The following is an 11,503-nucleotide window of genomic DNA, read 5'->3' as shown; positions in this document are numbered from 1 at the left end:
GTGGCAGGGCCGGGCGCTGGATCGGATGTATCCCATCGTGATCTTCGATGCCCTTCGGGTAAAGATCCGCGATGCTGACAGCCGGACCGTTAAAAACAAGGCGGTTTACGTTGCTCTCGGTGTCACCCGCGAGGGAGTGCGCGAGGTTCTGGGGCTCTGGATCGCCGAGAATGAAGGCGCCAAATTCTGGCTTTCGGTCATGAACGAGTTGAAGAACCGGGGCATCCAGGACATCCTGATCGCGGTCGTGGACGGGCTGAAAGGCTTTCCCGAGGCCATCACCGCCGCCTTTCCCGAGGCGATGGTTCAGACCTGTATTGTTCACCTGGTGCGCCACAGCCTGAACTTCTGCTCATGGAAGGACCGCAAGGCCGTGGCTGCCGACCTGCGCCGGATCTACGGGGCGGCGACCGCTGACATGGCGGCCGCAGAGCTCGATGCGTTCGAGGAGAAATGGGCCGGGAAATACGCGTCGATCGCCCCGGCATGGCGCCGGGCATGGCCAGAAGTGATCCCGTTTTTTGCCTTCGATCCGGCGATCCGCAAGATCATATACACTACGAACGCCATCGAGAGCCTGAACCGGGTCATCCGCAAATCGATCAAGACGCGCGGTTCGTTCCCGACCGACGATGCCGCAACGAAGCTGATCTACCTGGCGATCCGCAGCTTTGAGAAAGACGGGCGGAATGTTCGGGAATGGTTTGCAGCCCGCAACCAGTTCGCCATAATGTTCGGCGAGCGCTTCGCCGCTTGAGTATCTGAAAACCCATGGGCCAGGCCAGATACACAGACTTCAGGACACTCCCGGGGTGCAGTCCGCTCTCCATCTTCAAGTTCTATCACTTTCCGGCTCTTTTTTCGAACCTGCTGACGAGACCGACTGACAGATCACACGACCTTCTTCAGCACCGGACTAGCCTTGAAGCGCACGGTATTGCTGGCCTTGGTCTTACGGACGACGAACGTCCCGAAGAACGGCGGCGATGAAGGCTTTGCTCATGCGGGGCGGATCCGTGTCGTGGTCGATTCCAGAAAACGGTAGCAGCGCCCTTTCGCCCCGTCACCGCCCAAACGGCAACCTACTCCTATGCAAGTTCTTCTATCCCGGCGCCCTACGGTCCCAAGAGACTTGTTGCGCTTCCGTGTTCATGCCTCTTTCTAATCGACCCCGCTGATCCATCGCTTCCCTCGGGAGGCCAATCGCGGGGTTTCGATGTCCGTCGCTCCCTTCCGCTCCGAAGCCGTCGCCCGAGGCACGCGCATGCTGCGCACTGCCCTTGGGTCGGCGATTGCCTGGCATCTCGATGATCCGTCGATCGTCGAGGTGATGCTCAATCCCGACGGAAGGCTTTGGATTGACCGGCTCGCCGGCGGGATGGAAGACACCGGCACCCGGATCGGGCCTGCCGATGCCGAGCGGATCGTCCGCTTGGTCGCCCATCATGTCGGGGTCGAGGTGCATCCCGCCAGCCCCCGCGTCTCCGCCGAACTGCCGGGTAGCGGGGAGCGGTTCGAAGGGTTGGTGCCCCCTGTAGTGGCTGCACCGTGCTTCGCGATCCGACGCCCGGCGGTCGCGGTGTTCTCGCTCGACGATTATGTGACTGCCGGCATCATGACCGCCGCACAGGCTGCGTTTCTGCGTCGCGCAGTGATGGAGCGGCAAAACATCCTCGTCGCAGGCGGTACCTCCACCGGCAAGACCACGCTGGTCAACGCCCTGCTGGCCGAGATCGCGCAAACCGGCGATCGGGTGGTGCTGATCGAGGACACCCGTGAGCTGCAATGCGCTGCGCCCAATCTGGTCGCCTTGCGCACGAAGGACGGCGCGGCCTCGCTCTCCGACCTGGTGCGCTCCTCGCTGCGCCTGCGTCCCGACCGGATTCCCATCGGCGAGGTGCGCGGCGCCGAGGCACTCGACCTGCTCAAGGCCTGGGGCACCGGCCACCCCGGCGGTGTCGGCACCCTGCATGCGGGCTCGGCGATCGGTGCCCTGCGCCGGCTGGAGCAACTGATCCAGGAAGCCGTCGTCACCGTGCCGCGTGCCCTGATCGCCGAGACCATCGACGTGATCGCCGTCCTGTCTGGGCGCGGCAGCGCGCGCCGCCTGGCCGAACTCGCCGCCGTCCGGGGGCTGGCCCCGGAGGGCGACTACATCCTCACATCCGCCGGAGAAAAGTCATGACCCCGACGCTCGCCCTGCGCCGCCGCCTTGCCGTGGCGGGCGCTACCTTGTCCGCAACGCTGCTGTCGGCCCCGGCCTATGCGTCCGGCTCCAGCATGCCGTGGGAAACGCCGCTCAACGAGATTCTCGAATCCGTGCAGGGGCCGGTCGCCAAGATCATCTCGGTGATCATCATCACCGTGACCGGCCTGACCCTGGCCTTCGGGGAAACCTCGGGCGGATTCCGCCGCCTGATCCAGATCGTCTTCGGTCTGTCGATCGCCTTTGCCGCCTCCAGCTTCTTCCTGTCGTTCTTCTCCTTCTCGGGCGGGGCGCTGATCTGATGGAGCCGGACGCCATTCCCGGCTTCATCGCTCCGGTGCATCGCGCCCTGATCGAGCCGATCCTGCTCGGCGGGGCGCCGCGCACGGTGGCGATCGTCAACGGCACGCTGGCCGCCGCCATCGGGCTCGGCCTGCGGCTGTGGATCGCCGGCGGGATCTTCTGGCTGGTCGGCCATTTCGCCGCCGTATGGGCCGCGAAGCGTGACCCTGCCTTCGTCGACGTGGTGCGCCGGCATCTGCGTTACCCCACCCATCTGGTCGGGTGAGGGCGCCATGATGAACCTTGCCGAATACCGCCATCGCCGTGACCGGCTGGCCGATTTCCTGCCCTGGGCGGCGCTGGTCGCCCGGGGCGTGGTGCTGAACAAGAACGGCGCCTTCCAGCGCACCGCACGCTTTCGCGGTCCGGATCTGGACTCCTCGACCGCGTCCGAACTGGTCGCGATCACGTCCCGCCTGAACAATGCCCTGCGGCGGCTTGGCTCCGGCTGGGCTATTTTCGTGGAGGCGCAACGCCGTCCGGCGCGCGGCTATCCGTCCGGTCCGTTCCCCGATCCGGCCTCGGAATTGGTGGACGCGGAGCGCCGGGCGCAATTCGAGGAGGAAGGCGCGCATTACGAGAGCCGTTATTTCCTGACCCTGGTCTGGCTGCCGCCGGCGGACGACGCCGCCCGCGCGGAAGCCTGGCTCTACGAGAACCGCGCCCGTGGCGGCTCCGACTGGCGGGCGGTGGTCGCAGGTTTCATCGATCAGACCGACCGGGTACTGGCGCTGCTCGACGGCTTCATGCCGGAGGCCGACTGGCTCGATGACGGCGAAACCCTGACCTATCTCCATTCCTGCATCTCCACACGCTTGCAGCGGGTCAGGGTGCCGGAAATCCCGATGCACCTCGACGCGATCCTGGTGGATGAGGAACTGACCGGTGGCCTGGAGCCCCGCCTGGGTGACGCCCATCTGCGCACGCTGACCATCACCGGCTTCCCGACCCAGACCTGGCCGGGTCTGCTCGACGAGCTGAACCGGCTGGCCTTTCCCTATCGCTGGTCGACGCGGGCGATCTGCCTCGACCGCATCGATGCAACCATGGTGCTGGGCCGGATCCGGCGACAATGGTTCGCCAAGCGCAAGTCGATCATGGCCATCCTCAAGGAGGTGATGACCAACGAAGCCTCGGTGCTGCTGGATTCCGACGCCGCCAACAAGGCGGCCGACGCCGATGCGGCGTTGCAGGAACTCGGCACCGACCAGGTCGGCCAGGCCTATGTCACCGCCACTGTCACGGTGTGGGACGAGGATCCGGCGGTCGCCGCGGACCGGCTGCGGCTGGTGGAGAAGACCATCCAGGGTCGCGACTTTACCTGCATGCGCGAGACGGTGAACGCGCTCGAAGCCTGGTTCGGCAGCCTGCCGGGCCATGTCTACGCCAATGTCCGCCAGCCCTGCGTCTCCACCCTTAACCTGGCGCATATGATCCCGCTCTCTGCGGTGTGGGCCGGACCGGAGCAGGACGGGCACTTCGCCGCCCCGCCGTTATTTTATGCCCGCACCGAGGGCTCGACCCCGTTTCGCTTCGCGCTGCATGTCGGCGATGTTGGCCACACGCTGATCGCCGGGCCGACGGGCGCCGGCAAGTCGGTGTTGCTGGCCTTTATGGCGATGCAGTTCCGCCGCTATGCTGGTGCCCGGATATTCGCCTTCGATTTCGGCGGCTCGATCCGGGCCGCGACCCTGGCGACGGGTGGCGACTGGCACGATCTCGGCGGCGCGCTGTCCGGGACCGGGGACAAGGCGGTCGCCTTGCAGCCGCTGGCGCGGATCGACGAGCCGGGCGAACGGGCCTGGGCGGCGGAATGGGTGGTGACGCTGCTGGAGCGCGAGGGCGTCACTGTTGCCCCCGACCTCAAGGAGCATCTGTGGTCGGCGCTGACCTCGCTGGCCTCGGCCCCGGTGGCGGAACGCACCATTACCGGCCTGTCGGCGCTGCTCCAGTCGCTGGCGCTGAAACAGGCGTTACAGCCTTATTGTGTCGGCGGGCCGTGGGGTAGCCTGCTCGACGCCGAGCATGAGCGGCTGGGCGTCGCCGATATCCAGGCCTTCGAGATCGAGGGTCTGATCGGCTCGGGTGCCGCGTCCGCCGTGCTGTCCTATCTGTTCCATCGTATCGAGGACCGGTTTGACGGCAGCCCGACGCTGCTGATCATCGACGAGGGCTGGCTGGCGCTGGATGATCGCGCCTTCGCCGGACAGTTGCGGGAATGGCTGAAGACGCTGCGCAAGAAGAACGCCTCTGTCATCTTCGCCACCCAGTCATTGGCCGATATTGACGCCAGCCCGACTGCACCCGCGCTGATCGAGAGCTGCCCGACCCGGATCTTCCTGCCCAATGACCGGGCACTGGAGCCGCAGATTACCACGATCTATCGCCGCTTCGGGCTAAACGACCGTCAGATCGAGATCCTCAGCCTGGCCACGCCCAAGCGCGATTATTACTGCCAGTCCCGCAGAGGCAACCGGCTGTTCGATCTCGGCCTCTCCGAGGTGGCGCTCGCCTTTACCGCCGCGTCGTCGCCCGACGACCAGGCCGCCATCGACCGGATCTTTGCCCGGCATGGGCGCGACGGGTTCGCGGCGGCATGGCTCATGCACAAAGGTGTTGAGTGGGCAGTGGAGATGCTCAATCCGGGAGAAGGATCATGAAAAACATGCCGACAATGAAATCAGTTTTCGTGTCCGGCGTTGCTCTGGTGCTGCCGTTTGCCGTGAGTGCGCCAGCCCATGCGCAATGGGCGGTCTATGACGGGGCCAATCATGTGCAGGGCGTCCTGATTGCCGCCCGGGCATTGCAGCAGGTCAACCAGCAGGCGCAGAGCCTCACCAATGAGGCGACCATGCTGGAGAACCAGGCGCGCAATCTGACCAGTCTGCCGTTCTCGGCGTTGGCGCCGCTGGAGCAGTCGTTCGCGCAGACGGAAGCGATCGTCGGTCAGGCGCAGGGGCTTTCCTATAACCTGACCGGCATCGATCAGGCGTTTTCGCAGACATACCCGCAGGCGCTTGCGAGCCCGGGTTCGGCGGCCCAGATGACCGGTGACGCGCAGACGCGATGGCAGAATGCAAGGGGGGCCTATCAGGACGACCTGCGCGTGCAGACCGGTGCCGTGCAGAATCTCGACAGTACCGGCAGCCAGATCGACGATCTGGTCACGTCGAGCCAATCCGCGACCGGCGCCTTGCAGGCCGCGCAGTCGGGCAATCAGCTCATGGCGCTGCAAACCCGCCAGCTCGCCGACCTCACCGCTGTGACGGCGGCGATGGGCCGCGCCCAGGCGCTGGAAGGCGCCCGGCAGGTGGAGAGTGAGGAGCAGGGCAGGGCACAGCTCGCGAATTTCCTGAATTACGGTGCCGGCTACACGCCTGGCACCGCGCAGATGTTCCACTGATGCGCGCGCCGCGCCTTTCCCCGCCGATCGTCTTCCGGCTCGTTTCCGTCGGGCTGGTCGTTCTGATCATCGTGGCCGCCAGCCTGCATCTCCGGTATGTGCCCCGTGACGTCGGCGTGCCCGATCTCGGGCCACCGGGATCGCGTGACCGGCTGGCCACCGGCCTGGCGCATTGTCAGGCGCTCGGCATGAAGGCCGATGGCGATCCGGCCTGCGAAGCGATCTGGGCCGAGAACCGCAAGCGCTTCTTTGCGCCCGACGCGGCACGGTGACGCCATGCAGCAGGGCACCGGCGTCATCGACAATTTCCTTGCCATCTTCACCCAGTATATCGATTCCGGGTTTGGGCTGGTGCAGGGCGACGTCCACTGGCTCGCCGGTGTGCTGATCACCATCGACATTACCCTGGCCGGGCTGTTCTGGGCGCTGGCGCCAGATGAGGACGTGCTGGCGCGGCTGGTCCGCAAGACCCTGTTCATCGGTATGTTCGCCTTCATCATAGGCAATTTTAACGGTCTCGCCCGCATCATCTATGAATCCTTCGCAGGCCTCGGCATCGAGGCTGGGGGCGGGCATCTCACCCAGGCGCAACTGCTCCAGCCGGGACGGCTGGCGCAGGTCGGCATCGACGCGGGCAAGCCGATCCTGACCTCGATTTCCTCGCTGGTCGGTTTCGTCGCCATCTTCAACAACGCAATCCAGATCGTGGTGCTGCTGCTCGCCTGGCTGATCGTGGTCATCAGCTTCTTTGTCATGGCGATCCAGCTTTTCGTGGCACTGATCGAGTTCAAGCTGACCACGCTCGCAGGCTTCGTGCTGGTGCCCTTCGGGCTGTTCGGTCGCACCGCCTTCCTCGCCGAGAAGGTGCTGGGCAATGTCGTCTCGTCCGGGATCAAGGTGCTGATGCTGGCCGTTATCGTCGGCATCGGTTCGACGGTGTTCGGCCAGTTCACCAACGGTTTCAACACCCCGCCCACCATCAATGACGCACTGACCCTGATCCTCGCCTCCCTGACGCTGCTCGGCCTGACCGTGTTCGGGCCGGCATTGGCCAACGGGCTGATCGCCGGTGGTCCGCAACTCGGCGCGGGATCCGCTGTCGCTACAGCCGCCGGGGCGGTCGGCGCCGGGGTGGCGGCTGCGTCCGGGGCCGGACTGGCTGTGGGGGCCGCGGCAGCCGCTGTGCGTGGTGGCGCCTTTGTCGCGGGCGGCACGACCGCCGCCTATCAGGCCGGAGGTGCGGCAGGTGTCGCGAAGGCCGGACTGTCGGCTGCCGCCAGCCCGTTGCGCCGGGCCATGGCCAGTGTGCGTACCAGCTATCAGGCCGGAGGAGCCGCCGCGACTGGCGGTGCGGGAGGCGCGACCGCTTCAGGCGCTGGTGGTGGAGCGGGGACGGCTGGCAAGCCACCGGCCTGGGCCACCCGGATGCAGCGCAACAACCGGATCAGGGGTGGGGCGGACGCCGCCGCGCAGGCGATCAAGGGTGGCGACCGGCCCAGCGGTGGCCATGACGTCGATCTCTCGGAGGGAGAATAACCATGTTCCGTCGTCCCACCATGCGTTTCGGCAAAACGCCGGAACCGGAAACGCCCTATCACAAGGCCGGACAGGTCTGGGACGACCGCATCGGCTCAGCCCGTGTTCAAGCGCGCAACTGGCGGCTGGCTTTCTTCGGCTGTCTCGCTTTGAGCGGCGGGCTCGCCGCCGGGCTGGTCTGGCAGTCGGCGCGGGGCACCATCACGCCGTGGGTGGTGCAGATCGACCATCTCGGCCAGGCGCAGGCTGTCGGTCCCGCGACCGCCGCCTATCGGCCGACCGATCCGCAGATCGCCTGGTATCTGGCGCGCTTCATCTCCGAGGTGCGCGGTATCCCGGCCGATCCGGTGGTGCTGCGGCAGAACTGGTTGGATGCCTATAATTACGTCACCGATCGCGGTGCGCTGGCCCTGAATGATTATGCCCGCACCAACGATCCGTTCAGCCGGATCGGCAGGATGCAGGTTGCGGTCGAGATCGCCAGCGTGATCCGTGCCTCCGATGACAGCTTCCGGGTGGAGTGGGTCGAGCGCCGCTATGCCGATGGCGCGCTGGCTGCCACCGAGCGCTGGAGTGCGATCCTCACCATCGTCGTCACCACCCCGACCGATGCCGAACGCCTGCGCAAGAACCCGCTCGGCATCTACATCCACGCCCTCAACTGGTCCAGGGAACTCGGCTGATGCGCACCCTCAATACCGTCGCGCCGCTCATGATCCTGCTGGCGCCGCTAGTGGCCTGCTCCTCATGGAAGCCGCCGGCCATCCGGTACGACGATACGCCCCGGCAGGCGGTTCTTACGCCTGACCCGCCCAAGCCGGTGCAGGTGGTGACACTGCCCGAGCCCCTGCCGCTGCCGGGGCAGCTCAAGCCGATCCCCTACCGGCATGCGGCACCGGAACCGACGGATCCGCACCAGCGGGTCGAGCATGCCAATAGTGCGGCGCGGATTCAGCCGACGCGGGCCGGTTATCTCAACGCGATCCAGATCTATCCCTTCTCCGAGGGGGCGCTCTATCAGCTTTACGCCGCACCCGGCGAGATCACCGACATCGCTCTGCAGCCGGGCGAAAAGCTGGTCGGTGCCGGCCCGGTCGCCGCCGGCGATACCGTGCGCTGGATCATCGGCGATACAGAGAGCGGGGCAGGGGCGTCGAAACGCATTCATATCCTGCTCAAACCGACGCGGCCGGACCTCACCACCAACCTGGTCATCAATACCGACCGCCGGACCTATCATCTGGAGATGCGCTCCGACGAGCGGACCTATATGGCCTCGGTCTCATGGGACTATCCGCAGGACCAGATCGTCGCCCTGCGCGGGCAGGATCGGGATTCTGATCTTGGCACTCCGGTCGCGACGGGCGTCGATCTCGATGCGCTGAATTTCCGCTACCGGATCGAGGGCGACGAGGCGCCGTGGCGGCCGTTGCGGGCCTTCGATGATGGGCGGCAGGTGTTCATCGAGTTTCCGACCGGCATCGCCCAGGGTGAAATGCCGCCGTTGTGGGTCATCGGCCCGCAAGGGGACGGCCAGTTGGTGAATTACCGGGTGCGCGGCAACCGGATGATCGTCGATCGCCTGTTCGCGGCAGCCGAATTGCGGCTGGGTGCGAAGCACCAGCAGGTCGTGCGCATCGTCCGCACCGACGGAGCCCGTCGGTCGTGAGCGGGAGCACCGGAGCGGAGGAGGCGGGTAAACCGATACCTCCCGTCAGGCCGCCGGGCGAGATGCGGTTACGCGTGACGCGACGGCCGGTCACGCGACTGTCGCGCAAGGTGATCATGGGGCTGACGCTGGTGGCGATGCTCGGCGTCGGGGGTGCGCTCTATGTGGCGCTGAAGCCCGCACCGCGAACGGAGAAGGCCGAACTCTATAATACCGGCAATCGCACCACACCGGACGGGCTGGCGAACCTGCCGGGAGACTATACCCACCCGCCACGTCTTGGGCCGCCGTTGCCCGGCGATCTCGGCAGGCCGTTCCTCAAGGCAGGCGTGGGTGCCCCCGGCATGGCGACACCCGCCGTACCGGCCGATCCCGAGAAGCAGCGCATGGCCCAGGAGCAGGAAGCGGCCCGGGTCAGTCATCTCTTCACCCAGACGCAGGTCGGGCGAAACAGCGTCGCCCCGGTGACGGCCGGTGCTACCCCGGTTCCGGCAGCCGGTGCTGCCACCGATCGCAACCAGGCGTTTCTCGATGGCCCGGTTGACCAGCGCACCGTCAGCGCCGCGCGTCTGACGTCCCCTCCCAGCCCGTATGTAATCCAGGCGGGATCGATCATTTCCGGCGCGCTGATCACCGGCATCCGCTCCGACCTGCCCGGCGAGGTCACGGCGCAGGTGACGGAGAATGTCTATGACAGCCCGACCGGCCATATCCTGCTGATCCCGCAGGGCGCGACGCTGATCGGCCGCTATGACTCCCAGATCTCCTATGGCCAGAAACGGGTACTGCTGGTCTGGACCCGACTGATGCGCGGTGCGAATGATTCGATTGTGCTGGAGAACGAGCCGGCTGCCGATGCGGCAGGGTTTGCCGGGTTGCAGGACCAGACCGACAATCACTGGGGCGAGGTGTTCAGGGCTGCCCTGGTTTCGACCGTGCTGAGCGTGGGTTCCGAAGCCGATATCAGCGGCGGCAATGGCATCGCCCAGGCCCTGCGCACCGGTGGCTCGCAAGGATTTAACCAGATCGGCGAACAGATCGTCGGACGCTCACTCAATATCCAGCCCACCAATACGATCCGGCGCGGCTTTCCGGTGCGGGTCATGGTGCATCGTGACCTGGTTCTTTCCCCTTACAGACAGGAGGCTTCCCGATGACAAAGCTCAGGCTTGGGCCGATCGTGGATGACAGGCCGGTTCGGCTCACTGTCGAACTTCCCGCTGCCGTCCATCGCGATCTGGTTGAATATGGGCGCTTGCTGGCGCGTGAGAGCGGGCAGGCCGAGATCGCAGTAGCGAAGCTGATCTCACCAATGCTCGCTCGTTTCATGGGGGCGGATAGGGGCTTTCGGAAGCTGCGCGGGGAGAGGTAACTCGCCAATAGGGCTTTGCCCGGTCACGCATGAAGGCGACAAATTTTCCTACGACGGGATCTTCGCTTTCGGCACGCCAGACCAGATTGATCTTGAACCCGGCATCTTCCTCGTCGATTGGGATGAATTTCAGGCCGGGGAGGTTGAGAGTCGAATAAGTTTGCGCTGCGACAGTGACGCCGTATCCTGCCCGCACGAAGGCGAGCAGGGTCATGTTGCCCGTTTCAAAAATGCGCACATTAATGCCGGGTAGCCGCGTAGCAAAGAAATCACGACCGATCCTATCTTTTCCCCACGACCATAGAAGCAGATTTTCGTTTTTGAGGTCAGTCCATTGAATTGTTGTTTTTTCGGCGAGGCGGTGAGTATTTGGCACGGCCGCCATCAAGGGCTCGAAGTAAATTGGAGTATGCGGGTGGTGTTGAGAAAGGGCTAATTCAGGAAGCAAGGCAACGTCGATATGACGTTCGATCAGTGCGGAATGGAGTGTTCTTTCACCCGGTTCGTGTGGTGTGACACTTATGCCGGGATAGGTTGTCCGCCATTCGACGAGCAAACTTGTCAGGACGGCGTTTAGAGGTGGAAGATGAAAACCGAGATGCACCTCTCCGATTTCTCCGAAGGAACTTCGGTCGAGTGTTTCCGTGAGTGCATTTGTCTCGCGCAGGACGCGACGGACACAGCGTAATGCTATGCGTCCCGCATTCGTAAGTTTAATGCCAGAGGAGGTTCGTTCAAAGAGCGCAACACCCAGTTGATCCTCAAGTCGAGCAATTGCTCGGCTGACCGTCGATACTCGCAGTTGAAGGGATGATGCGGCCTTCCCGAAACTTCCAGCTTCAACAGAAGCCAGAAAATAGCGGAGTTCCGCAGTGCGCATGGTCGTTATGGTCCCTTTCTGCCTCGGTTCCTATTTGTTCCATCCGTGCTTGTCCGACATGTGTTCCACGTGGATTGTGTAGATATCGTCCGGCC

Annotated in this window: 13 protein-coding genes and 1 pseudogene; 12 read left to right on the top strand and 2 right to left on the bottom strand. The window is 64.8% G+C overall.

Translation table 11 applies throughout. The features are described 5' to 3' along the window. Positions 1-757: IS256 family transposase (locus GEU01_RS11930; protein ID WP_019086275.1), on the top strand; the 757-nt coding region annotated here is incomplete at its 5' end. Positions 758-891: 134 nt separating this feature from the next. Here the strand turns inward: GEU01_RS11930 and GEU01_RS27535 are convergent. Further along, a pseudogene (locus tag GEU01_RS27535) lies at positions 892-981 on the bottom strand (HU family DNA-binding protein); the annotation flags it as partial. A 235-nt stretch (positions 982-1,216) separates the two neighbouring features. Here GEU01_RS27535 and trbB point away from each other — a divergent pair. From trbB to GEU01_RS11875, 11 genes are read left to right on the top strand one after another with little or no spacing between them, the layout of a single operon-like run. Further along, complete coding sequence (gene trbB, locus GEU01_RS11925; RefSeq protein WP_019086274.1) at positions 1,217-2,185, top strand: P-type conjugative transfer ATPase TrbB; 969 nt, start codon at positions 1,217-1,219, stop codon at positions 2,183-2,185. Next, positions 2,182-2,508, top strand: coding sequence for a TrbC/VirB2 family protein (locus tag GEU01_RS11920; protein ID WP_019086273.1), 327 nt, complete (start codon positions 2,182-2,184; stop codon positions 2,506-2,508). Before trbB ends, GEU01_RS11920 begins: the two co-directional genes overlap by 4 nt. Then, entirely contained in the window at positions 2,508-2,774 is a 267-nt protein-coding gene (locus tag GEU01_RS11915) for a VirB3 family type IV secretion system protein (protein WP_019086272.1), read from the top strand. The genes GEU01_RS11920 and GEU01_RS11915 overlap by 1 nt, the downstream gene beginning before the upstream one ends. Positions 2,775-2,781: 7 nt before the next feature. Continuing rightward, complete coding sequence (gene trbE, locus GEU01_RS11910; RefSeq protein ID WP_026018700.1) at positions 2,782-5,208, top strand: conjugal transfer protein TrbE; 2,427 nt, start codon at positions 2,782-2,784, stop codon at positions 5,206-5,208. After that, positions 5,205-5,951 carry a P-type conjugative transfer protein TrbJ gene (gene trbJ, locus GEU01_RS11905; RefSeq protein ID WP_019086270.1) on the top strand — a complete coding sequence of 249 codons (747 nt, stop codon included), beginning with the start codon at positions 5,205-5,207 and terminating at the stop codon, positions 5,949-5,951. The genes trbE and trbJ overlap by 4 nt, the downstream gene beginning before the upstream one ends. Next, positions 5,951-6,223 carry a putative entry exclusion protein TrbK-alt gene (gene trbK-alt / locus GEU01_RS11900; RefSeq protein WP_019086269.1) on the top strand — a complete coding sequence of 91 codons (273 nt, stop codon included), beginning with the start codon at positions 5,951-5,953 and terminating at the stop codon, positions 6,221-6,223. Before trbJ ends, trbK-alt begins: the two co-directional genes overlap by 1 nt. Before the next feature lie 4 nt (positions 6,224-6,227). Beyond that, positions 6,228-7,487, top strand: coding sequence for a P-type conjugative transfer protein TrbL (gene trbL, locus GEU01_RS11895; protein ID WP_026018699.1), 1,260 nt, complete (start codon positions 6,228-6,230; stop codon positions 7,485-7,487). Between the two features lie 2 nt (positions 7,488-7,489). Next, the gene (gene trbF / locus GEU01_RS11890) at positions 7,490-8,170 is read left to right on the top strand and encodes a conjugal transfer protein TrbF (protein ID WP_019086267.1); all 681 of its coding nucleotides are present in this window, start codon (positions 7,490-7,492) and stop codon (positions 8,168-8,170) included. After that, a complete protein-coding gene (trbG, locus tag GEU01_RS11885; RefSeq protein WP_019086266.1) occupies positions 8,170-9,156 on the top strand; it encodes a P-type conjugative transfer protein TrbG in 987 nt (328 codons plus the stop codon). The genes trbF and trbG overlap by 1 nt, the downstream gene beginning before the upstream one ends. Further along, positions 9,153-10,313 carry a TrbI/VirB10 family protein gene (locus GEU01_RS11880; RefSeq protein WP_026018698.1) on the top strand — a complete coding sequence of 387 codons (1,161 nt, stop codon included), beginning with the start codon at positions 9,153-9,155 and terminating at the stop codon, positions 10,311-10,313. Before trbG ends, GEU01_RS11880 begins: the two co-directional genes overlap by 4 nt. Continuing rightward, positions 10,310-10,528 (top strand): DUF2274 domain-containing protein, encoded by a 219-nt coding sequence (locus GEU01_RS11875; protein WP_019086264.1) that lies wholly within the window; start codon positions 10,310-10,312, stop codon positions 10,526-10,528. Before GEU01_RS11880 ends, GEU01_RS11875 begins: the two co-directional genes overlap by 4 nt. Here the strand turns inward: GEU01_RS11875 and GEU01_RS24340 are convergent. Continuing rightward, positions 10,482-11,408, bottom strand: coding sequence for a LysR family transcriptional regulator (locus GEU01_RS24340; RefSeq protein WP_081499961.1), 927 nt, complete (start codon positions 11,406-11,408; stop codon positions 10,482-10,484). The two genes, GEU01_RS11875 and GEU01_RS24340, sit on opposite strands and share 47 nt — an antisense overlap. Between the last annotated feature and the right edge of the window lie 95 nt (positions 11,409-11,503).

This window comes from Komagataeibacter europaeus LMG 18890 (genome assembly GCF_000285295.1).
Taxonomy (GTDB): Bacteria; Pseudomonadota; Alphaproteobacteria; order Acetobacterales; family Acetobacteraceae; genus Komagataeibacter; species Komagataeibacter europaeus.
The sequence above is the reverse complement of the archived record's forward strand: the minus strand, read 5'-3'. Positions and strand labels throughout refer to the sequence as shown.

Bases quoted from the DNA above. Each gene is read 5' to 3' on its own strand.
- trbB (WP_019086274.1), top strand. From the start codon at position 1,217: ATGTCCGTCGCTCCCTTCCGCTCCGAAGCCGTCGCCCGAGGCACGCGC.
- GEU01_RS11920 (WP_019086273.1), top strand. From the start codon at position 2,182: ATGACCCCGACGCTCGCCCTGCGCCGCCGCCTTGCCGTGGCGGGCGCT.
- GEU01_RS11915 (WP_019086272.1), top strand. From the start codon at position 2,508: ATGGAGCCGGACGCCATTCCCGGCTTCATCGCTCCGGTGCATCGCGCC.
- trbE (WP_026018700.1), top strand. From the start codon at position 2,782: ATGATGAACCTTGCCGAATACCGCCATCGCCGTGACCGGCTGGCCGAT.
- trbJ (WP_019086270.1), top strand. From the start codon at position 5,205: ATGAAAAACATGCCGACAATGAAATCAGTTTTCGTGTCCGGCGTTGCT.
- trbK-alt (WP_019086269.1), top strand. From the start codon at position 5,951: ATGCGCGCGCCGCGCCTTTCCCCGCCGATCGTCTTCCGGCTCGTTTCC.
- trbL (WP_026018699.1), top strand. From the start codon at position 6,228: ATGCAGCAGGGCACCGGCGTCATCGACAATTTCCTTGCCATCTTCACC.
- trbF (WP_019086267.1), top strand. From the start codon at position 7,490: ATGTTCCGTCGTCCCACCATGCGTTTCGGCAAAACGCCGGAACCGGAA.
- trbG (WP_019086266.1), top strand. From the start codon at position 8,170: ATGCGCACCCTCAATACCGTCGCGCCGCTCATGATCCTGCTGGCGCCG.
- GEU01_RS11875 (WP_019086264.1), top strand. From the start codon at position 10,310: ATGACAAAGCTCAGGCTTGGGCCGATCGTGGATGACAGGCCGGTTCGG.
- GEU01_RS24340 (WP_081499961.1), bottom strand. From the start codon at position 11,408: ATGCGCACTGCGGAACTCCGCTATTTTCTGGCTTCTGTTGAAGCTGGA.